Origin of the sequence: Leeuwenhoekiella sp. NPDC079379, from assembly GCF_044542075.1 — a bacterium.
Lineage (GTDB): Bacteria > Bacteroidota > Bacteroidia > Flavobacteriales > Flavobacteriaceae > Leeuwenhoekiella.
Map to the genome: position 1 here is coordinate 42,274 of NZ_JBITTU010000003.1, position 22,671 is coordinate 64,944.

Annotated in this window: 14 protein-coding genes; 7 read left to right on the plus strand and 7 right to left on the minus strand. The window is 37.3% G+C overall.

Annotated features, from left to right (window positions below):
• The first annotated feature begins 23 nt into the window (after window positions 1-23).
• Window positions 24-488 carry an ankyrin repeat domain-containing protein gene (locus ACIGAM_RS06150; RefSeq protein ID WP_396510592.1) on the plus strand — a complete coding sequence of 155 codons (465 nt, stop codon included), beginning with the start codon at window positions 24-26 and terminating at the stop codon, window positions 486-488.
• A complete protein-coding gene (locus ACIGAM_RS06155; protein WP_396510593.1) occupies window positions 463-1,065 on the plus strand; it encodes a hypothetical protein in 603 nt (200 codons plus the stop codon). Before ACIGAM_RS06150 ends, ACIGAM_RS06155 begins: the two co-directional genes overlap by 26 nt.
• Here ACIGAM_RS06155 and ACIGAM_RS06160 read toward each other — a convergent pair.
• Genes ACIGAM_RS06160 through ACIGAM_RS06170 form a run of 3 tightly spaced genes read right to left on the minus strand, consistent with a single transcriptional unit; the run spans window position 1,057 to window position 4,102 of the window.
• A complete protein-coding gene (locus ACIGAM_RS06160) occupies window positions 1,057-1,719 on the minus strand; it encodes a PolC-type DNA polymerase III (protein WP_396510594.1) in 663 nt (220 codons plus the stop codon). The two genes, ACIGAM_RS06155 and ACIGAM_RS06160, sit on opposite strands and share 9 nt — an antisense overlap.
• Window positions 1,720-1,722: 3 nt before the next feature.
• Entirely contained in the window at window positions 1,723-3,633 is a 1,911-nt protein-coding gene (locus ACIGAM_RS06165; RefSeq protein ID WP_396510595.1) for a DUF294 nucleotidyltransferase-like domain-containing protein, read from the minus strand.
• Between the two features lie 13 nt (window positions 3,634-3,646).
• Window positions 3,647-4,102, minus strand: a complete 456-nt coding sequence (locus tag ACIGAM_RS06170; RefSeq protein ID WP_396510596.1) for a nucleoside deaminase — start codon at window positions 4,100-4,102, stop codon at window positions 3,647-3,649.
• 173 nt (window positions 4,103-4,275) lie between these two features.
• Here ACIGAM_RS06170 and ACIGAM_RS06175 point away from each other — a divergent pair, with 173 nt between their 5' ends.
• Complete coding sequence (locus tag ACIGAM_RS06175) at window positions 4,276-6,045, plus strand: 1-deoxy-D-xylulose-5-phosphate synthase (protein ID WP_396510597.1); 1,770 nt, start codon at window positions 4,276-4,278, stop codon at window positions 6,043-6,045.
• 1 nt (window position 6,046) lies between these two features.
• Here ACIGAM_RS06175 and dgt read toward each other — a convergent pair whose 3' ends face one another.
• Complete coding sequence (dgt, locus tag ACIGAM_RS06180; RefSeq protein WP_396510598.1) at window positions 6,047-7,378, minus strand: dGTP triphosphohydrolase; 1,332 nt, start codon at window positions 7,376-7,378, stop codon at window positions 6,047-6,049.
• 186 nt (window positions 7,379-7,564) lie between these two features.
• Here dgt and ACIGAM_RS06185 point away from each other — a divergent pair, with 186 nt between their 5' ends.
• Together ACIGAM_RS06185 and ACIGAM_RS06190 are read left to right on the plus strand one after the other, a co-directional pair.
• Window positions 7,565-10,348 carry a TonB-dependent receptor domain-containing protein gene (locus ACIGAM_RS06185; RefSeq protein ID WP_396510599.1) on the plus strand — a complete coding sequence of 928 codons (2,784 nt, stop codon included), beginning with the start codon at window positions 7,565-7,567 and terminating at the stop codon, window positions 10,346-10,348.
• A gap of 41 nt (window positions 10,349-10,389) precedes the next feature.
• Window positions 10,390-11,559: a multidrug transporter gene (locus ACIGAM_RS06190; protein WP_396510600.1), complete on the plus strand. Its 1,170-nt coding sequence runs from the start codon at window positions 10,390-10,392 to the stop codon at window positions 11,557-11,559.
• 133 nt (window positions 11,560-11,692) lie between these two features.
• Here ACIGAM_RS06190 and aspS read toward each other — a convergent pair whose 3' ends face one another.
• Window positions 11,693-13,441 carry an aspartate--tRNA ligase gene (gene aspS / locus ACIGAM_RS06195; protein ID WP_396510601.1) on the minus strand — a complete coding sequence of 583 codons (1,749 nt, stop codon included), beginning with the start codon at window positions 13,439-13,441 and terminating at the stop codon, window positions 11,693-11,695.
• Between the two features lie 169 nt (window positions 13,442-13,610).
• On the opposite strand from aspS, the gene ACIGAM_RS06200 reads away from it, so the two are divergent.
• Window positions 13,611-16,571: a SusC/RagA family TonB-linked outer membrane protein gene (locus tag ACIGAM_RS06200; protein WP_396510602.1), complete on the plus strand. Its 2,961-nt coding sequence runs from the start codon at window positions 13,611-13,613 to the stop codon at window positions 16,569-16,571.
• A gap of 10 nt (window positions 16,572-16,581) precedes the next feature.
• Window positions 16,582-17,910, plus strand: coding sequence for a RagB/SusD family nutrient uptake outer membrane protein (locus ACIGAM_RS06205; RefSeq protein ID WP_396510603.1), 1,329 nt, complete (start codon window positions 16,582-16,584; stop codon window positions 17,908-17,910).
• Between the two features lie 75 nt (window positions 17,911-17,985).
• Here ACIGAM_RS06205 and ACIGAM_RS06210 read toward each other — a convergent pair whose 3' ends face one another.
• Both ACIGAM_RS06210 and ACIGAM_RS06215 read right to left on the minus strand, forming a co-directional pair.
• Complete coding sequence (locus ACIGAM_RS06210) at window positions 17,986-21,498, minus strand: efflux RND transporter permease subunit (protein WP_396510604.1); 3,513 nt, start codon at window positions 21,496-21,498, stop codon at window positions 17,986-17,988.
• Window positions 21,499-21,502: 4 nt separating this feature from the next.
• Window positions 21,503-22,663, minus strand: a complete 1,161-nt coding sequence (locus ACIGAM_RS06215) for an efflux RND transporter periplasmic adaptor subunit (protein ID WP_396510605.1) — start codon at window positions 22,661-22,663, stop codon at window positions 21,503-21,505.
• Window positions 22,664-22,671 lie beyond the last annotated feature (8 nt).

A 22,671-nucleotide genomic window follows, 5' to 3' on the forward strand; every position in this document is an offset into this window, starting at 1 on the left:
ATAAATTACATTATTTTAACAAGATGAATTCAGAATTATTATTTGATACTATTAGATTAGGAAACGATCAAAAAGTGCAGGAACTTTTAGAAAACAATCCTGAACTAATTGCGGCTACAGATCAGCGAGGTTCAACGGCTTTAGTACTTGCTACATATTACGGTTTTGAAAAAGTTACGGAAGTACTCGTAGCGCACAATGCAGATTTAAATGCTAAGGATGCCTCTGGTAACACAGCACTTATGGGTATTTGTTTCAAAGGTTATCCTAAAATCGCAAAGATTCTTATAGATAACGGAGCAGACGTAAATGCTCAAAATTCAAACGGAGGTACTGCTTTAATTTATGCTGCAACATTTAATCAGAAAGAATTAGTAGAAATGCTTATTCAAAATGGTGCAGATACATCAATTAAAGATACGAAAGGTTTAACTGCTAAAGATCATGCAAAAATGCAGGGTCTTGATCAAATTGAAGCATTGTTATGATATGCTAGACAATGGTGATATATTAAATGATTTGCATTGTGTGCGTTTTAGAAACACAGGTTTTAAACGCACAATGGTGCTTGCGCCTGTGGCAGAAAAGTCATTTAGTAGATTTCTTATAGATTCTTTAGGTCAGAATGTTTTTGTTATAAGTACCGCATTAGGACTAGATGTTTATTATTGCAATAGCAGCAGTAAAACAGATTTTATTACAAAAAACCTCTGGTTGTTTCAAGGAGAAAATTCTAATTTAAAAAATCAAATTGTTCAGGAACATCATGATATCGAGGTTATAAAATATTTTTACACTGTTGTAGATACGCTTGTTAAACACCCACAGCTATTTTTGTCTACCTGTAAAAAGTTTGTGAAACAATATCAAAGTACACTCATTAAAAACCGACTACTTACCCTATTATATTCTGCATTTGAAAGTCATTTACATGAGTTAATTAGTCAGAAAAAACTACCCTACATTAATAAAGTAGAAAGATTAATGCAAGAAGTATATGTCCCAAATTTTGAAAATTTAAAAGGTCTAAGCTCTATTCATATAAAGCACAAAAACTTAAATTAAAATATCTTTTAGTGTTATTTTTTTAGATCCTCTAAGTCTGTTCTGTATTTTTAGAAAAGCTAAAGCTGTAATAAAGGCATCTCCCATAGCCATATGACGGTCATTTTTAGAAATATTGAGTTCTTCGCAGAGTTCATCTAAACTATAAACTTTATCAGGGTTTGTGATATTTACAAGATGTACGCTGCGCTTAAAAAGCACACCGGTATCAGTAAATTTGTTTTTAAGTTTAGGAGCTCCTAATCGCTTTAAAGCATAGTTAATTATTGCAATGTCAAAACCAACGTGATGGCCTACTAAAACTGCGTTGCCTATAAATTCAAGAAATAATTTTACAGTCTCTTCTTCAGAAATTTTAATTTGATTTCTATGTTGACGTAAAATACCGTGAATGGCAACAGCTTCTTCATTAAAGATTTCTTGTGATACATACACCTCAAGACTTTTAGCCAGTTGAATCTGATTACTTTTTATTTCTAAAGCTCCAAGACTAAGCATTCTGTCTTTACGTGCATTTATTCCGGTTGTTTCGGTATCAAAAACTACAAAACGGGTATCTTTAATTGTAGAAGGGCTAGCTTCTGAAAACGCTCTCGCGTAGGTTTTGTAGAATTCTGGCGGATCGGGTTTTTTGTCAAAAAAAGGAATACGCATAATCTATTTAAGTTGGTAGCGTATGGTGAGTAATTCTTGAATGTCATGTATAGATTTAAAGCAACGTTTCAGCTTTAGTTTTTCGGCTTTACTTAAGGTTGCAAGTTCTATAAACCTTCCTGAGTCATCGTGTAAAATACCTTGTCTGGTTCTAAATTTTAACAGTGCTTTAAAGGCATAGGAGCAATTTTCGTAAATCTCCTTATTGTTATCTTCAACCTCAGCAAGACGTTCAAACCTTCCTGCAGTGTTGTTAATATTCCGCAGTTTATGCTGTAAACTTAAAACGCGTGCTGCATCTATTAAAGGCATTAGCGCTCGTGCTTTAATATCAAAGAAATCTTTATGATCCCCACTTTCTTCAACCAGGAATTGTCTAAAAAAACCGAGAGGTGACGGGCTTCTTATAGCATCTTTTGCCATAACCCTATAAAAAGTTGTATTGCGATCTAGAGTTTGTAATATGCTGTCTGAAAGTTTTGTAACCAGTAGTGTGTCGCCATAAACATAACTGTAGTCAAAGAATATAGCAGAAAGCAATTGACTTTCGGGTGAGGGTTCTAAAATCCATACACTAAATTGTTTTTGCCATTCTGATAATGACTGGCACCATCTGGGATTACTTGCCATCATATCTGCAGGGCAATAGGCGTAACCCACTTTGTGCAAAGCTCTGGTAATGTGTCGTGCTAATTGAATAAAATAGGCTTGTGTATTCTCGTAATCTTCTTTAGGAACATCGTCAAACACTATTGCGTTATCTTGATCTGTATATAAAAGCTGCTCTTTGCGACCCTGACTCCCTAGAGCTAACCAAGCGAATTTACAAGGCGGTGGAGTTTCCATTTTCTTTAGTGCAAGCTCAATTGCACGTACCGCTATAGCATAATTAATTTCATTTAAGATATTTAGAATCTGCGATAAGGGAAGATTCTGATCCAGATATTTTTTAAGTAGTTGCGCAACCCTCAGGCGTACTTCACGCAATCTTTTAGTACGTTTTGCAAGTTTTACTTCTTTAAGTAATACGACAGGATTATTAGCAAAAGAGACTACTACATCGTGCTCAGATAGTAATCCTAAAAGTTTAGTATCTGGCGTACCGTCTTCGGTAATACATAAATGATTTATGTCATTTCTAAGCATAATGAGTTGTGCTTGCGATACACTTAAGTCTTTCTGAAAACAGCGTACAGGAGCACTCATAATGGAAGTGACCTCATCTGTGATGGGAAACTTACCGGTAGCAATCTTATCTCTAAGATCTCTATTTGTGATTATACCTAGAGGTTTATCATCGTCTGTTACAACAATAGAACCTACACCGCGATGTTCCATTTTTAAAGCAGCAATTTTAATGGTTGTTTCAGGTGGACAGGTTAAAATATTTTTTGAATAGCGGGCTTTCTGAAGATCAAAAATCTCACTATTGCGCTCAACAGAATACTCAGTAAAAAGCTTTCCGCTTTCTTCTAAAGAATAGGGGTCGCTCACATTTGAAGCAAACGAAGCGATTAAAAAATTGCTTACATCTTTATGCTCTAATGCTATGGGTAAAAATAAGTCTATAGGAATACCATACAGAATTGACTCTTCATTTGCAGATGCAGAAAGCTCATAATCTTCTTTAGTGATTAATGGCCTTAGGCCAAAAAGGTCACCCTCGTCGCAAATATCAACGATTTTGGGCTCATTATCTTGCGTTCTATATAGGCGTACGGCACCATCTTTAACCACATAAAACATCCCGTGGTTTTTCTCGTGCTCTTTAAAAACAGACTTGTTCTTTTCAAAATACAGCACATTTACCTGTCCGGCTATAGTGAGTAAGCTTTCGGCCTCCAGAAACTGAAATGGTGGATACCGTTTTAAAAAATCTGCTACCCGCTCTGCTATGGTATTTTTAGTAGTCATTCTTTAAAGTAAACTAATTAAGATTTCGTTTTTCGATAAAAAAGCGCTTTAGAAGTGCTGCGGCCTCATTTTGCATCACCCCACTGCTTACCGTAGTTTTAGGATGTATCTGGGTGCCCATTTTTTTAAAACCTCTCATTTCATCAGAAGCTGCATATACAATACGTGATAGCTGACTCCAGTATAATGCTCCTGCACACATTTGGCAAGGCTCAAGCGTCACATAAAGTGTGCATTCTTTGAGGTATTTACCGCCCAGATAATTTGCTGCAGAGGTAATGGCTTGCATTTCTGCATGTGCTGTAACATCGTTTAATCGTTCTGTGAGATTGTGTGCTCTGGCAATTATTGTATTGTTAACTGTGATTACCGCGCCTACAGGAATCTCACCAAGTTCAAAAGCGGTTTCTGCTTCCTGCATTGCTTTTTTCATAAAGTAGTAATCATCAAAAGGTTCTATTAATGCCATTGCAAAGTATTTGAAGAAGTAAGATAAAAAGATTTAATCATTAAGTAAGGCTAAAAATCGAGAGGCTTACTGCTTTTAATGGTTTAGAAATTTTCTAACTTTTTGAGAAGTGCGCTCACATCATTTTAATAGAGGAAACTAATTATTTATCGAACATCGGCTACCTTTGTTTTATGAACTATCGTGTTTTAGAAACCCTTGACGATCCGGCAGATTTACGCAAATTACCGGTTAAAGATTTGGCTGAAGTTGCAGCAGAGTTGCGGCGTTTTATTATAAATATCGTTGCAACAAAAGAAGGTCATTTAGGAGCAAGTTTGGGAGTAGTAGAACTTACTCTGGCATTGCATTATGCCTTTAATACTCCTGATGATAAATTAATTTGGGATGTGGGGCACCAGGCTTATGGGCATAAAATTTTAACCGGTAGAAGATCACTTTTTGAAACTAACAGACAATATAAAGGTATTAGTGGTTTTCCTAAACGAGACGAAAGTGTGTATGATACGTTTGGAGCGGGACATTCAAGCACATCAATATCTGCAGCTTTAGGAATGGCACTAGCTGCAAAAATTCAAAATAATACAACCAGACACCATATTGCAGTTATAGGTGATGCATCTGTAGCGAGTGGGATGGCGTTTGAAGCGCTTAACCATGCGGGAGACAGCGATGCAAATATACTTGTAATCCTTAATGACAATGCAATAGGTATAGACCCCAGTGTAGGCGCATTAAAAAACTACCTTACGAGCGTAAAAACCGGAAGTCAGGGGCAGGATAATATTTTTGAAGCATTAAATTTTAATTATTTTGGACCTGTAGATGGTCATGATATTGAGAAACTATTAGAGATTTTTAAAACGCTAAAAAAAATAAAAGGGCCAAAGTTTCTACACGTCATTACCACAAAAGGAAAAGGACTGAAACAAGCAGAAGACGATCAGGTAGTTTACCACGCTCCCGGAAAATTCAACGCAATTACGGGAGAGTTAACTCCTAAAAGCAAGGATGCTCAACCCCCAAAATATCAAGATGTCTTCGGGCTTACGTTAGTTGAGCTTGCGGAAAAAAATGAGAAAATTGTAGGTATAACTCCCGCAATGCCTACAGGAAGTTCGTTAAAGTATATGATGCGGCGTTTTCCGGAACGGGCATTTGACGTAGGTATAGCAGAACAGCATGCTGTAACTCTGGCCGCAGGTATTGCGGCAGAAGGATTGATTCCTTTTTGTGCGATTTACTCTACCTTTTTACAGCGTGCTTATGATCAGGTTATTCATGATGTTGCATTACAAGGTCTTCCGGTAGTTTTTTGCATAGATCGTGCGGGTCTGGTGGGCGAAGATGGGGCAACACATCACGGCGTTTTTGATTTAGCCTATTTGCGCTGCATTCCAGATTTAATTATTTACGCTCCTCGGAATGAAGCCGGGTTGCGTAACATACTATATACAGCACAATTGGGCTTACAACTTCCAATCGCGATTCGGTATCCACGTGGTCGGGGAAACACTTTAGAATGGCAACTTCCGTTTACAAAAATTGAAATAGGAAAGGCAGAACATCTTATTCAAGGTTCTAAACTAGCAATCTTAGCAACCGGCAATTTTACAGATATAGCAGTAGCGCTTGCTGAAGAATTTAAGGGTGCTGTTTCGGTTTACTTCTTTGGGTTTGTAAAACCTTTAGATTTAAGTGCACTCAGACGTATTTTTGAAACTTACACGACTGTCGTTACACTTGAAGATAGCGCCAAAGCGGGAGGTTTTGGGAGTGCTGTTGTAGAAGAAGCGGCGCATTTTAAATTTACAGGAAAACTTGAAATTTTAGGAATACCTGATGCGTTTATAGAGCATGGTTCAACGGCGCAACTTTATACTTCTATAGGTTTAGATATTGAAAGCATTAGACAGAAAATTAAAAGTCTTCTTTCAGAATAACTTATTTCACATCAAGCCCTTTTATTTTTTTGTAATTGCGCAACGCCTTACCGTCTGTCATTGTTGAAACTTCAGCACAAATCTGAATCAGATTAGCGTATAGACTTTTTTCAGATTGATCTACAGGAGCCAGTAATTTCTGAATAAGCCTGTTGTAGTGGGTGTCATTATTATCTAAGGCTCTGCAGCGCGCTTCAAGAAGGGTTGAGAGGATTTCGTAGCCGGCAATTTCTTTTTCTATTACCTCACGACTGTTATAAATACGATTAATACTAAGATTTATAATGTCTGTAATCTGTGCCTGATAGGCACTTTTATCTATTAGAGAATGACTAAATGTGCCTGCCAGAATTTCTTCTTCGTATTTCATAAATGTTTCAACACTCTCGTTAATGAGCGTTCCTATAGCTAAGGCTCTCAAATAACTTACACGATCTGCGGTGTCTTGTAGTGCGTTGTATTTATTACGGTCTATGGTGTTACCCACCAGTTTTACCATATATTCTAAAGCATATTCTTCAGGAATTAAACCTAGATTAATACCGTCTTCAAAGTCAATGATGGTATAACAAATATCATCTGCGGCTTCTACTAAAAACGCAAGCGGGTGACGTGACCAGCTTAGATGCTCAGCACTACGATTCATTAAGCCTAGTTCAACCGCAACGTCATCAAAGAGTTCTTTTTCAGATTGAAAGAAGCCATATTTTTTATCTGAAATATGATCTGTAGGTTTATGAGGTAGCGATTCTTTTGGGTATTTTGTAAATGCTCCTAATGTCGCATACGAGAGACGTAAACCTCCGGGAGCACCCGGCTTACTTTGTGAAAGTACTTTAAAGCCGTTTGCATTACCTTCAAACTTGATGAGGTCCTGGTATTCTTTTGCTGTAAGGCTGTCTTTATAACGAGCACCGTATCCGCTTTTAAAAAATTCGCCAATTGCTTTTTCTCCAGAATGCCCAAAAGGCGGATTCCCAATATCGTGTGCAAGGGCAGCTGCAGCTACGATAGCCCCAAAGTCATTAAACTGATATCCGTGAATTTGCTCTAAGTGTGGGTATTTTTCGATAATACGTTTACCTACCATTCTACCCAGGGAACGTCCTACCACAGAAACTTCCATACTGTGAGTAAGTCGAGTGTGTACAAAATCTGTTTTAGAAAGCGGAATGACTTGCGTTTTATCCTGTAAGCTTCTAAAAGGTGCAGAAAATATGATGCGGTCGTAATCAACTTCAAAACCCAGGCGGGTGTCGTCTTGTTCTATTCTTAAGCGTTTTGCAGTGTCGCCCTGACGTTTTAGAGACAGTAATTGCTCCCAGTTCATCATAATTTTCAATTTTGAGCAAGATACATTTTTTGTAAAATTTTTGGTTATTTGATTTATAGCGTTTTCGCAGATCTCTTAACATTAAGGTAACCATGATGTAACCCCTAGCTTACGAATTGATAACAATGCATTAACCCTCTAGCGGTTCTTTAGCAACATCTTTGCAGCGATAAATAAAATCGAACAATGAGACAATTCTATCTGTTTTTACTAGGACTTATAATTACCGCAGGTGCTTTTGCACAAGGTAGCGGAAGTATAGTAGGAGTGTTGAGTGATAAAGAAGTTAATAATGAGCCTTTACCATTTGCTACAGTTCAAATTAAAGGAACAACTAAAGGAACAACTACAGACTTTGATGGTTTATACGAGATTGCTAATGTAGAAGCAGGTTCTTATACCGTAGTATTTAGCTTTGTAGGTTATGAGACGGTAGAAATACCTAATGTAACTGTAGAGGCGGGTAAAGTAACTACAATAAATACGGGTCTTGGTGCTACCGCTGCAGCTTTAGATGAGGTGGTAATTACTACAACTGTTTCAAGAGAATCTGAGGTAGCACTGCTTTTAGAACAAAAAAATGCCACCTCAATACAACAAAGTATTGGAGCAGATGAGTTAGCTCGTAAAGGAGTTAGTGACGCAGCAGCAGCAATAGCTAAGATTTCTGGAGTTTCTAAACAATCTGGGGGTTCGGGTAATGTTTATGTGCGTGGTTTGGGAGATCGATACTTAAACACAACTTATAACGGTTTATCATTACCTTCAAATAATATTGAACGTAAGAATATTAATCTTGATCTTTTTCCTTCAGACATTATTCAAAATGTCGCCGTTAGTAAAGCGTACTCTACTAAATTTTACGGAGACTTTGCGGCTTCAAATGTAGATGTAATTGCTAAAGACTATAAAGGTCAGGGCTTCTTAGATATTTCGCTAGGAACGGGAGTTAACTCCCGCGCATTAGGTAAAGATTTTGTACGTAGCGAGGGTACTGGTTATTTTGGTTTTTATAACCGATATGATAACAACCCTTTCGCAGTAGTTCTTTCTCAACCTGTAGATCCTGTAGATGGTGGTCAGCCTATTAATTTAAATGGAAGTATATCTGGTGGTACCTCTTTTAATTTTAAAAACGATACTCGCTTAAGTGTTTTTGCTACTGCATCTTTTTCAAACGACTTTGAGTATAGAAGAGGTTCACAGGCAGATTTTACAAGTGAATACAAACAGCGTTTTGATGATGTTGAAGAATTTGAATACTCTACAACAACAACAGCGATGGCAAACTTAATTTACCGCATTAATAGCAAACACCGCATTTCATATAACTCGTTATTCCTAAATAGTTCGTCAGATGAGGTAGGGGATTATGGTATTGACGGTACTGGTACAAATAGAGATGCAATCATTAATACAGATGAAGGCTTTTTTGTACGGAATATTCTTTTTAGCCAGGATATGATTTTTGTAAATCAGCTTTCTGGAGATCATCAAATTAATGACAAATTTGAACTTAGCTGGGGTGTAGGATACAACCGTGTATTTGCAAGACAGCCAGATCGTAAGCGATTTACACTTGAAAATTATCAAAACGCTTTAGATAATGATCCAACTACAAATCCTTCGTTTTACAATAATACAAATTTTGATAACCAGCGCTATTTTCAGAATATAGAGGATGAAGAATTAAACAGCCGCTTAAATCTTGAGTACACAGCATCAGAGACTGTAAAATTCAATTTCGGATATAATGGTAGAACTAAAACACGTGATTTTGATAACACTAGATATGGTTATGATCTAAAACAACCACGTACCGAAGTGACCGATATTGACAATCTTGATGGGGTATTTAATCTTGACAATTTATCAACGGTTTATGATACCTATGTATTTAGGCCTCTTGCTCCTGAAATCGGACTTACTAATAGAAACTTACCGGGCAATTTAGAGAATACCTATAATGGTAAGCTAGATATACATGCAGGTTACGTGAATGCTGAGATAACAACAGGTGACTGGTTATTTGTTCCTGGTATTCGTATCGAATCATTTAGGCAATCTATCGCTTATGACGTAATTAACTTAGGTAATAGTGGGGTTGGTGAAGCCAGTGGCTATGACAATTTTTACTTGCCAAGTTTAAATGTGAAGTACGGATTGAATGACGATTCTAACCTACGTTTTTCATTTTCAAAAACAATTTCTTTTCCAGAATTTAAAGAGGTTGCGCCGTTTGTATATGAAGATGTTACCCAGCGTGTAGGAGGTAATCCTGACCTGTTAAATGATCCTGCTGTTTCAAACATATACAATCTTGATTTAAAATACGAGTGGTTTTATGGTAAGGGTGAGTTGCTCTCTGTATCTGCTTTTGGTAAAGAAATTAATGATCCTATAAACAAGGTAATCGCAAATGATGCTACAGGTACTCAGCGTTATTTTAGAACAGGTGATAAGGCAAATGTATATGGGTTAGAGCTTGAGCTGCGCAAGAACTTATTAATGGATGAGGATGATCAATCTACTCTTTCTGCGGGTCTAAATGCGACTGTGATGAAAACAGAACAAAAACTTAAAAGCTCAGACGGTCTGTTCTCATCTACTCTTGATCGTACAGATGAACTACAGGGTGCATCGCCATTTTTGATTAATGCTGATTTAAGTTACAGCCCTACACGTTTTAAAAATTACAAACCCGTAGCCAATATTATCTACTCTTATTTTGACGATCGTATAGAGGCACTAGGAGCTGGGCAATTGGGCAATATCGTTGAGAAAGGAGTGCATAATCTTGATTTTGTATTGCGTAATGAATTGGGTCGTGACTGGGAGATTAATCTTAGTGCTAAAAACTTACTAGATCCTAATATTCAATATTTTAGAGCAGAGTCTGCTGGAGATATTATTATCTCAAATTATAAAAGAGGTATAGATATGAGCCTTTCTGTAAAATATTCATTCTAAAAAATAATAACCAAAAAAATTAAACTTAACACTTAAACAAAATGAGAACTAATTATTTATTTTCAAGCTTGCTTGCAGCGGCGATTCTTTTCGCAGGTTGTGAAGCAGATGATACTGCAGATATCGTTATCAATGTAGACGGAAACGGTAATGGTAGTCCTGTTGTAGGAACTGAGTTGAAAGGAACTTATACAAGTGATCTTACACTTCAGGCTGGTCAAGAATATAGTTTGACTGATGCTTTAGTAATGGCTCCTAATACAAAGTTAACTATTCCAGCAGGTACTGTAATTAAAGCAGCTAATGGTGCAAATGCATATGTGGCTATATCTCAAGGTGCAGAAATTGATGCTCAGGGTACAGCTACAAATCCTATTATTTTTACTTCAGCGGCAGCCTCACCAGCGGCAGGAGATTGGGGTGGTTTAATTATTTTAGGTAAAGCTCCTATCAATTCTACCAGTGGTTCAGCAACTTCAACTTCAGAAATTGGAGCGTTGCCTTACGGAGGTGGTGATGCTTCAGATTACTCTGGCGTAATTAAGTATGTGCGTGTTGAATATTCTGGAGGAGCAGCTGACGGTCAGTCTGAAAATAACGGATTCTCATTTTATGGAGTTGGAAATGGTACGGTAGTAGACCACATTCAGGCTTATAAAGGAAAAGATGATGGTGTTGAGTTTTTTGGAGGGACTGTTAACGTTAGTTTCATATCTGTAATTGATGCAGAAGATGATTCTGTTGACTGGACTGAAGGTTTTTCAGGTACATTAAACAATGTCTATATTCAGCACGGCGCTGCACACGATAAAGGTATTGAGGCTGATGGTTACAATACAGATATAGGGAATAACTCTAGCCCTGTTTATTTTTCTGCTCCTAATGTAAGAAACTTAACGATAGTAGGTCAAGGAAATACTCCAGATACTGAAGCTGTACGTTTGCGTGCAGGTACTCAAGGAATTTTCACTAATGTTTCAATCACAGGCTTTGAAGAAGGTTTTGATTTAGATGGTGATATGGGAAACAGCCCTACAGGACAGGGTGTTCTTGATGATAAACTTCAAATAAATGATGTTTTATTCACAAATGTTACTACTAAAATGAAAAATGACACAGCTTTTGAATTCACGATTGCTGATTTTATTTCTGGTGATGGTGATGGTACGGGTACCGATTATGCTACTTGGAGCAGTGGTTGGACCAAATAATATTTATTTTAATTAGCCAATAAAAAACCTGGACAAGCGTCCGGGTTTTTTTATGTTCAACTTTTAGGTAGTATACAAAACAAAAGAGGGATGCTCGTTTGAGCATCCCTCTTTTGTTTAAAGCTGTTGAGGTTTATAAAGTAACCTTCAAATTCAATTCTTTTAATTGAGCATCGTCAATTTTTGCAGGAGCATCTATCATTACATCGCGGCCCGCATTGTTCTTAGGAAATGCAATAAAATCACGTATGGTCTCCTGACCACCTAAAATGGCCACAAGACGGTCAAGACCAAAAGCCAGACCACCGTGTGGTGGAGCGCCGTATTGAAAGGCATCCATCAGGAAGCCAAACTGTGCCTGTGCCTCTTCTTTAGTAAACCCAAGGTAGTCAAACATCTTAGACTGGGTTTCTTTATCGTGAATACGTATCGAACCTCCACCTATTTCGTTTCCGTTTAAAACAAGGTCATAAGCGTTTGCTTTAACGTCGCCGGGGTTCGTATCCAGTAATTCCATTTGGCCCGGTTTAGGCGATGTAAATGGGTGGTGCATCGCGTGATAACGCTGCGTATCTTCATCCCATTCTAATAATGGGAAATCTACTACCCAAAGCGGTGCAAATTCGTCAGATTTACGTAAACCTAGTTGTGTAGCAAGTTCCATACGTAAGGCGCTCAATTGCGTGCGGGTTTTTAGGCTTTCGCCAGAAAGCACACAAATTAGATCGCCAGGTTTCGCTCCGGTAGCTTCCGCCCATTTTGCAAGATCTTCCTGATCGTAAAATTTATCTACGGAAGATTTAAAGCTTCCGTCATCATTACATTTAACATAAACCATTCCTAATGCACCTACCTGTGGTCGCTTCACCCAGTCTATTAATTTATCTATCTCTTTACGCGTATAAATTCCGCCACCGGGAACAGCAATACCCACAACAAGTTCAGCGTCATTAAAGACTTTAAATTCTTTGTGTTGAGTTACAGCATTGAGTTCTCCAAACTCCATCCCAAATCGAATGTCCGGTTTATCGTTACCGTATTTAGACATTGCCTCGTCATAAGTCATTCTCGGGAAGTTTTCGATCTCAAAACCTACCACTTCTTTCAGCAAGTGTTTAGTTAATCCTTCAAAAATATTTAGAATATCCTCCTGCTCAACAAATGCCATTTCGCAGTCAATCTGCGTAAATTCGGGTTGGCGGTCTGCACGTAAATCTTCGTCTCTAAAGCACTTTACAATTTGAAAATACTTATCCATACCACCTACCATAAGCAATTGCTTAAAAGTTTGTGGCGATTGCGGAAGAGCGTAAAACTGACCTTCGTTCATACGGCTGGGCACCACAAAATCGCGGGCACCTTCTGGCGTAGATTTGATTAAATACGGTGTTTCTACCTCAATAAAACCTTTTTCTGAAAGATAATTGCGTACGGCAATACTTACTTTATGTCTAAATATTAATTTCTCTTTCACCGGATTACGACGAATGTCGAGATAGCGGTATTTCATACGTAGGTCTTCCCCGCCGTCTGTGCTGTCTTCAATAGTAAAAGGAGGTGTTTTTGCCTCGTTTAGAACTTCAAGTTTTTCTACCAGAAGTTCTACATCACCCGTGAGCATTTTTGGGTTTTTAGATTCGCGCTCAATAACAGAACCGGTCACTTGAATAACAAACTCACGACCCAATGTTTTTGCAAGATCCATAACATCTTTAGGCGTGCGCTCTTCATCAAAAATAAGCTGGGTAATCCCATAACGATCTCGCAAATCAACCCAGATCATAAAACCTTTATCTCGTGATTTTTGTACCCAACCGCAAAGTGTTACGGTTTCATTTATATGTTCGGCGCGCAAAGCTCCATTGTTATGCGTTCTATACATTGTAATTTATTTGGACTGCAAATTTAAGAAGTAATTGTTCTAAGCATACTAAACTTATTGAAATTTGAAATAATCATCTAAATTTAAATATTTGTAATTATATGTTAAGTAAAATCACAATATTTGATAATACTTTAATATTTTTAAGTTTTAATTAAATAAACTATTTATGAAGCAATTTAACTTTTTGTGGTATTTAAGGGTTTTATTTTTCTTGAGCATATCCGTGGGGGGATTTGCCCAAGAGACAATAACTGGAACTTTGAAAAGCAGTAGTGGAGGTACTATCCCTTTTGCAAATGTTATAGAAAAGGGTACTTCTAACGGTACAACAACAGATTTTGATGGTAACTACAGTATTACTATTGCTCAATTACCTGCAACGTTAACCTTTTCAAGTTTAGGTTTTAAAGAAGTTGATAAGGTAGTAACTTCAAAAGGAGTTGTAGATATGGTTCTTGAAGAATCTGCACAAGCATTAGATGAGGTTGTAGTAACAGGATTAGGTTCTTCTATAAAAAGATCGAATCTGGCAAATGCTGTTTCTACGGTGTCTGCAGAAGAGCTGGTAGGTACGACCGGACAATCTACTGTAGATGGTGCTCTTTATGGTAAGGTTACTGGTGTAAATATAACCGCGACATCAGGTGCTCCTGGTGGAGGTTTTGCTTTACGATTGAGAGGTATATCGTCTATTAATGGAAATAACCAGCCACTCGTTATTGTAGATGGTGTTTATATAAATAACCGTGAGATTCCTTCGGGTTTACGATTTGCTTCAGGGGCAAATCAAGGTAATGAAGAGAACTCTGGTAACAGGCTTGCTGATCTCGATCCTAATGATATTGCAAATATCGAAATATTAAAAGGTTCTTCTGCAGCTGCTATCTACGGTCAACGTGGTAATGCAGGTGTAATTATAATCACGACTAAAAGAGGTAAGCAGGGAAAAACAAAAATAAACTTTGCTCAGGATATAGGTTTCAATACCATAGCAAATCCCTTAGGTATACGCCCTTGGACTGCTCAATCTGTAGAAGATACTTTTGGAGCAGATGAGCGTCAAAAATATGAAGCAACTATTGCAGAAAGAGGTTCGTTATATGATCTTGAAGATATTATTTATGGCAATACAGGTCTAATTTCAGAAACCCGCTTAAGTGTTACAGGTGGTGATGAGAAGACAAAATTTTATGTAGGCGGAGGATACCGGGATGAAGAAGGTATTATTGAAAATACCGGTTTTGAACGTTTATCTCTAAGAGCTAATATTGACCATAAAATCTCAAATACATTTGATTTTGCATCTACGACAAACTATATTAGAAGCTCGTCTAGTAGGAGTTTTACAGGAAATGAAAATGATGGTGGTCTTAGTTATGGTTATACTTTAGCTTTTTCAAGACCTTGGAATAATTTCTTCCCAGATGAAACTGGCAATTATCCTAATAATCCTAACTATTCAGGAAATCCTATTTTTGTAAGAGATCAAGCTGTTAATGAGGATAAAAATAATAGAGTAATACAAGGTCTTTCTTTAAATACAAAGATATATACAGATGATTTAAACAGAGTTCGACTTAATATAAGCGGTGGATTAGATTATTTGGCAAATGAGACTTTTGTTTATGTACCAGAAACACATCAAGCTCAGATAGGAACGCTTAATCCGGGATTTGTAGGTGTAGGAAAAAACAATTTTACACAGGTTAACGTTCAGGCAGTTGGCATCTGGGATACCAGTGTACTCGATGAATCTCTAGACCTTACCACACAAGGTGGTATGACGTATTTATATCAAGATGCGAATACCGTTTTAAGTAGAGGGGCCGGTTTATTGGCCGGGCAACAAAACGTACAAAATTCAGCAGCTCAGGCAATTAATCAGTTTATTTCTGAAGAACAGGATTTTGGTTTCTTTGGTCAGGTAGAAGGTAACTATAAAGATCAAATTATTGCTACGCTAGGATATCGTTTAGACAAATCAAGTAGAAACGGAGACCCCAATAAATTATATGGTTTTCCTAAAGCATCTCTTGCTTTAAATCTTGTTAATTTTGACTTTTGGAACGTAGAGTTGATCAATCAGCTTAAATTACGTGCTGCATATGGTGAGACAGGTAACCCAGCATCGTTTGGTTCTACATTCACGAGTTACCAGGGAACTTTAATAGACGGTCTAGGTGGGCAAACCTTAGTAGGGGGCAAAGGCGATCCAGATATTGAGCCAGAAACAGCAAAGGAATTTGAAATAGGTTTCGATTTAGGTATTGCAAATAACCTGCTCAACTTAGAAGCAACGTATTATAATAAAACAGTTGACGATCTTATCTTAACGCGCCAATTACCTGCTTCTTCTGGTTTTACTACTGAAACTACAAATCTTGCAGACATGAGAAATTACGGTATTGAGCTTGCTTTGTCTGCAGATATTATACGTGCTGAAAATTTTAGCTGGAATTCTAGATTGCAATTTTATTTAAATAGATCTGAAATAACACGACTTGAAGTACCTGCTTTTGCACAGCCTGGAGCCGGTTTTGGATTAGGTCTTGGTACAATTTATATTGAAGAAGGAAAGCCGGTCACGCAACTGGTAGGAAATATAGATCCAGATGGTGCATCAGGGCCTTTAACTTCTACACCAACACAGGTAGGTAACGTTGAGCCAGACTTTCAAATGGCCTGGAGCAACTCCTTAACTTTGTTTAAGAATTTTGATTTATCATTTCTTTTTCAAATGAAACAAGGCAATGAAAACCTTAATTTATCACGTTATTTAACAGATTTAGGACAAACAACTATAGATCTTGAGACCGCAGCAGGGCAGGCAAGAAATGATTCGCCAGCAAATGCAATTCGATTTGTTGAAGATGCAAGCTACATTCGTTTGAGAGAAGCGGCTCTATATTACTCGATTCCTAATAAAGCTATCACTAGAATATTTGGAGAAATGGTAGATAATGTGAAGGTTGGATTTTCGGGTCGAAACTTGTTGACATTTACAGACTATTCAAGCTATGATCCTGAGGTGTCAGTAAATGGTGGTTCAGGTTTATCAAGTGGTATAGAAGTAACTCCTTTTCCAAGTTCAAGACAATACTACTTTCATCTAAATGTAAATTTTTAAAAAAATGAATATGAAATTATATTTTAATTATATAAATGTTCTTGCGGTATGCCTTCTCATAGGCTTTACCTCTTGTACTTTTGATGAACTAGCAGACCCCAACGGCCCAAGTGTTAATGGAGTTGAGCAGGGAGCTTCAATAGGGCAACTCAATGAACTACTAATAGGAGTAGAATCTACTTTGCGTTTAGGTCACGGTACAGAGATCTTAACAACTGGTGTTATGGCTCGTGAGTTTTATCTTTTTAATGCCGATCCAAGAAATACAGGTGATTTGTTAGGAAAAGATGGAATAGGTTTAGATAACAATACTTTTTACAGTACCACACAGTGGAATGGTAACTATAGATGTATCAAAAATGCTCAGCTTTTAATTAGTGCGGTGCAAAACACCGAAACAGTGACAGATCAAGAACGTAATGGTTATTTAGGTTTTGCTAAAACAGCACAGGCTTATGAGTATATACAACTTCTTAAATCATACGGAAAAGCAAGGCTTGATGTGACAGACCCAGAAAATTTAGGTCCTATTTTAGACTTTGATCCTGCTCTTGCAGCTGTTCGCACATTGATTGATGAGGCAAATCAAGATCTGGCAAATGCAGGGACAAATTTTTTGTTTACTTTGAGTAGTGGTTTTGCTGGTTTTGATGATGTAGCTAGCTTTAGAAAGTTTAACAGAGCACTGGCAGCAATTACAGCTGTATATGATGGTGATGGTGTTGCAGCCCTTACTGCTTTAGATGAATCTTTTTTAGATTTAAATGGAGCATTAGATATGGGGCCTAAACATGTTTTTGGGGCTAGCGGTAATGATTTATTAAATGGTGTTTTTAGAGTGCCGTCAACTGTTGAAACTCCAAATAATGGAGATCAGGTTATTGTTCATAACAGTTTTATTGCAGATGCTGAAGCAGGAGACTTACGAGTAATTGCAAAAACGGTACTTCGACCAGACCCAACAAATCAAGATGGTCTTAATGGTACTCATGAAAGTATACTTTATGATTCGCAATTGTCGCCAATTGATATTGTTAGTAATGAAGAGCTTATTCTTATATACGCAGAAGCTAGTATTTTAGCAAATGAACTTGAAGATGCTGAAGATGCTCTTAACATAATAAGAGATGAGGCTGGTGGTCTTGATGATTATGCTGGAGCTACTACCGCTGCTGCACTAACTAGTGAATTGTTAAAACAAAGACGTTATTCTTTATTCTCAGAAAACCATAGAATGTTTGATTTGAGGCGTTATAATCTTTCCAGTTTATTATCTATTGACAGAACAGGAGATCAGATTTATAATGTTTTACCAATTCCTGCTGCAGAAAACGAGTAAATACCCACAATTAGTTTAAACTAAAAATGGCTGCCTTTTCAGGCAGCCATTTTTTTTATCTTTTAATGAATGTAATTACTCAATTTCCTGAGTTTTAGTTTCAACATCTGTATTTTTCTTTCCGTGAATACGCAGTTTAAATTTATGTACCATTAAATACAGCAATGGCACAATGATTAGCGTTAAGAAGGTAGCTATAATCAGACCGTAAATTACAGACCAGGCTAGTGGACCCCAGAATATTACGTTGTCCCCACCAATGTAAAAACCTGCGTCAAACGAACTAAATAAGCCAAAGAAATCTATGTTGATACCTATCGCAAGCGGTATTAAACCTAATACTGTTGTAATAGCTGTTAGAAGTACCGGTCTTAGACGGGCACGACCACTTTCTACAACTATATCTATAACTTCATTTTTAGGAAGTAACGCGTCGTCATCAAGATCAAGCTGTACAATTCTACGATCTACTAGAAGTTGTGTGTAATCTAATAGAACAACACCATTGTTTACTACAATACCCGCTAACGAAATAATACCCATCATCGTCATCATAATAACGAAAGAAGCTCCGGTAATTAAAATACCTCCAAAAACGCCTATGAAGCTCAAGAAAATTGCTATCATAATTATAGTAGGCTTAGAAATAGAAGAGAACTGAAAAATAAGGATAAAGAATATCAATGCAAGACCGCCAAAAAACGCTCCCATTAAAAACTGCATTTGCTTATTTTGTTCTTCAATTTGACCGGTGTAATCAATATGAATACTGTCTGGTAAGGCTGTAAAAGACTGCATTTCTGCCTGTATTTTAGTAACCACGGCAGTTGCATCAACAAAACCAGGAGCTAAGCCCGAGTAAACAGTTACAACACGTTTAGTATCTCTGTGTTTAATAGCACTAAAGGATGAGGTGTTTTTCTTAGTAGCAACCGCAGAAACCGGAATTTCTTTAATTACCCCTGTCGCAGCATCTCTAAAGGTAATATTTTGATCAAATAATGCCGAAGTATTGTAGCGATCGTCTTCTTCAAAACGCACATTAATATCATAATCTTCCCCATCTTCCTTATAAATACCCGCTTTCTCACCAAAAAGAGCTCTACGCAGCTGGTTTCCTACCTGGCCACTGGCAACACCCAGAGCACCAGCTTTCTCACGATCTACAATAACCTGCATTGCCGGTTTGGCACGGTTTACATCAATCTTTAATTCTTCAATCCCTGGTATGTTTCTAGAGTTGATGAAACTGCGCATATTTTCTGCGGTAGCGATTAGCTCATTGTAATCTGTACCTTCAAGTTCTATATTTATAGGATATCCTGCCGCAGGGCCTGAAGCATCTTTTTCAACCGAAATAGCTACACCCGGGTAAGCATCTGTCAATTCAGACTGAACACGGGTACGTAATTCTTCAGAATCTGCACCATTACGAAATTTATATTCTCGCATAGTCGCTGTTATCTTAGCTCGGTGTGGCATTTCTGCCGCGCTACCACCATCTGTCTGCGGGTTTCCGGCACCTTCACCTACCTGTGAGACGGCACTTTCTACCAGAAAATTGAAATCCCCATTTAGGTAGCGCTCGTCATTTAGAATAGCATACACACGCTTTTCAATATCCTTAGCGATAGTATTTGTCTTAGAGATATCTGTTCCTTCAGGATATTCTATGTAGACAATAATTTGGTTTGGTTTATTGTCTGGAAAAAATTCAATACTCGTACGTTGCGATCCTACCGAAGCTCCAAATCCTATAAATACAAGAATAAGTAGTGCGAAAGTAGAAATTACTAAAAGAGATGGTTTTCTTCCTTTTAATGCCCAGGTTAAAAATGACTTGTATTTAGTTTCTAACCAAACTAATGTATGGTTCTGAAAATATTCTGCAGCTCCTTTAATACTGTATTTATACAACCAGAAGATAATTGCAGTTACAATCATTACAGAACCCATACCGCGTATCGCCCCGCCAAAAATCAAAATTAAAATACCTACCGGCACTAAAACTAGTGTAAGTCTAATAAGCTGTTTTTTGGTTAGAATTTTCTGGTCAACATCCATAAATTTACTAACCAACATCGAGTTGATAAATATGGCTACAAATAATGAAGAGCCTAATACGACAGATAGTGTAATAGGGAAGTAGATCATAAACTGCCCCATTACTCCTGGCCAGGTTCCTAAAGGTACAAAGGCAGCTACAGTGGTAAGCGTAGAAATAATAATAGGAAACGCAATCTCACCTATACCTTTCTTAGCAGCTTCAATACGGGACATCCCTTCTTCATCCATCAGACGGTAGACATTTTCTACCACTACAATACCATTGTCAACGAGCATCCCAAGACCCATAATAAGGGCAAAAAGGATCATCGTATTCATTGTATATCCTAAAGCATTTAGGATCATAAATGACATAAACATAGACATTGGGATTGCAAAACCTACGAATAGGGCATTTCTAAACCCAAGGAAAAAGGTAAGTACACCTACAACCAGAATAATACCAAATATGATGTTGTTAACCAGGTCATTTACCTGATTAATAGTTTTTTCAGACTGGTCATTGGCAGTAGTTATTTTTACATCTGGAGGAAATTCATTTACCTGTGCTTCGGCCAGAATGGTATTAATTTTCTCAACCGCCTCTACCATGTTTTTGCCAGATCGTTTTTTAACGTCAAGCATCACTACATTTTCTCCCCATTCGCGGGCATACGTAGTTTTGTCTTCTTCCTTAAAAGTTATACTTGCAATATCTCGTAAATAAACAGCGCCGTTTTGAGACTTAACAATAAAATTCTCAAGCTCTGAAGGTTTTTGGATTTCTCCAAGTATTCTAATGGTACGACGTTGCCCGCTATTAATTAAGTTACCAGCAGCCATTGTCATATTACCATTACGTATGGTGTTTAGGATGTCGTCAAAACTTACCTGCGCAGCATTCATTTTAGTGACATCTACGGCAACTTCAACTTCTTTATCTTGAGCACCACGTATAGAAACTTCTTTAATTTCTGGTAGGTCTTCTATCTCATCCTGAAGGTATTCTCCAAACTTTTTAAGTTGCTCTACCTGATAATTACCTTGAATATTCACATTAAGAATAGGTTGCTCTTCAGATAGGCTTAAGTCAAATACATTGGGTTCAACTTTAACGCCGTTTGAAACTGGCCAGTCTTCATTTGCTTTTTCAGAATCTACCTCATCTTTTACTTCTTGTTTAGCACTTTCTACCGAAATATCATCTTCAAACTCTATAGTGATAAGCGCGTAGTTTTCTTGAGAGGTAGAGGTAATCTCTGTTACTCCCGAAACATTTTTTAGACGGTCTTCAAGAGGGTCTGTAATTAATTTTTCTACATCTTCAGCAGTGTTCCCTGGGTAAGGAGCAGATATGTAAATTTTAGTTTCATTAATTTCAGGAAAAGCCTCCCGTGGCATAACATAATATGCGGTACCACCCATAACCAGAAGTAAAGCCATTATGACATAAATCACTGTGGGGTTATCTATCGCCCAGCTTGACATGCCAAATTCTTTATCTACCTGATTTTTTTTCTTACTAATTTTCTTTTCGCTCATCTCCTTAATTATTTAGGATTCTAATCTCTTGATTATCCTGCACGCTACGTGCACCCTGAACGATGATTTCATCACCTGCCTTCAATCCTGTTAGAATTTCTATTTTATCTGCTTGTGCTTTTCCGGTCTCTATAATAACTCGTTTTGCAATTCTGTTATTCTCATCGCCTGTAGTTGCTACATAGACATATTGCTCACCTTCTGCGTTTTCAGAAATTACGCTAAGCGGAATTAAAATTGCGCTTTCACTGGTGTAATCATTAATCTTAAGTTTTGCAGTAAGGTTTGGCTTTATACTTTTTTCTTCATTAGGTACTGCTACTTCAATAGTAAATGAGCGGTTAGCAGGATTAATGAAATTACTGGTCTGGCGTATTTTAGATTCGATATTCTTATTAAGTACCGGAAAATCTACTTCTACGTTTTTTCCAATGTTTACAGTACCTAAGTAACTTTCTGGTACTTCGGCAGTGATATACATATCGCTTAGATTTACAATTCGGTATAATTGAGTACCCGGCATAACTGCAGAACCTTGCTCTGTCATTACCTGATCAATTGTACCTGAAAATGGTGCGTTAATAGTGGTTTTACCTAATTGACCTTTTAATTGATTCACTTGACTTTGAGAAGCCTCGTAAGTTGCTTTTGCTTGTAAATACTGTATTTCAGAACCTATATTCTGGTCCCATAAGCGTTTTTGACGTTCAAAAGTGGTTTTGTTGAGCTGTGCTTGTGTTTGTAGTTGAGCTAATTGAGACCCTAAACCGCCGTCATCTATACGTGCTAATACCTGCCCTTTAGTAACCTTGTCGCCTTCTTTTACAAATACGCGAGACAATACTCCGCTGTATTCTGCACTTATCATGACGTTTTGTTTAGTTTCAACATTTCCTTGTATTTCTAGAAAATGATTAAACAAAGTATCTGTCACTTTCTGAGTTGAAACTAAAGGACCGTTGCTTTTCTTTTCAGCATTCTCAATAACGGTATTTAATTTTTCAAGCTTCATTTGTAGCTCAGTATTTTCATCTTTGAGCTGCGTGTGAGCTTCTTTAATTGCTTCAAGATCTCCAGATGCGATGAGCTTATCTACATCAACCTGTTTTTCTCCACAAGAAATTAGTAATGTGGTAAATACGAGTAGGGATAATATATTTTTCATAAAAAGAA

Excerpts from the sequence above, each read along its gene's own strand:
- ACIGAM_RS06150 (WP_396510592.1), top strand. The coding sequence starts at position 24 with ATGAATTCAGAATTATTATTTGATACTATTAGATTAGGAAACGATCAA.
- ACIGAM_RS06160 (WP_396510594.1), bottom strand. The coding sequence starts at position 1,719 with ATGCGTATTCCTTTTTTTGACAAAAAACCCGATCCGCCAGAATTCTAC.
- ACIGAM_RS06165 (WP_396510595.1), bottom strand. The coding sequence starts at position 3,633 with ATGACTACTAAAAATACCATAGCAGAGCGGGTAGCAGATTTTTTAAAA.
- ACIGAM_RS06170 (WP_396510596.1), bottom strand. The coding sequence starts at position 4,102 with ATGGCATTAATAGAACCTTTTGATGATTACTACTTTATGAAAAAAGCA.
- ACIGAM_RS06175 (WP_396510597.1), top strand. The coding sequence starts at position 4,276 with ATGAACTATCGTGTTTTAGAAACCCTTGACGATCCGGCAGATTTACGC.
- dgt (WP_396510598.1), bottom strand. The coding sequence starts at position 7,378 with ATGATGAACTGGGAGCAATTACTGTCTCTAAAACGTCAGGGCGACACT.
- ACIGAM_RS06185 (WP_396510599.1), top strand. The coding sequence starts at position 7,565 with ATGAGACAATTCTATCTGTTTTTACTAGGACTTATAATTACCGCAGGT.
- ACIGAM_RS06190 (WP_396510600.1), top strand. The coding sequence starts at position 10,390 with ATGAGAACTAATTATTTATTTTCAAGCTTGCTTGCAGCGGCGATTCTT.
- aspS (WP_396510601.1), bottom strand. The coding sequence starts at position 13,441 with ATGTATAGAACGCATAACAATGGAGCTTTGCGCGCCGAACATATAAAT.
- ACIGAM_RS06200 (WP_396510602.1), top strand. The coding sequence starts at position 13,611 with ATGAAGCAATTTAACTTTTTGTGGTATTTAAGGGTTTTATTTTTCTTG.
- ACIGAM_RS06205 (WP_396510603.1), top strand. The coding sequence starts at position 16,582 with ATGAAATTATATTTTAATTATATAAATGTTCTTGCGGTATGCCTTCTC.
- ACIGAM_RS06210 (WP_396510604.1), bottom strand. The coding sequence starts at position 21,498 with ATGAGCGAAAAGAAAATTAGTAAGAAAAAAAATCAGGTAGATAAAGAA.
- ACIGAM_RS06215 (WP_396510605.1), bottom strand. The coding sequence starts at position 22,663 with ATGAAAAATATATTATCCCTACTCGTATTTACCACATTACTAATTTCT.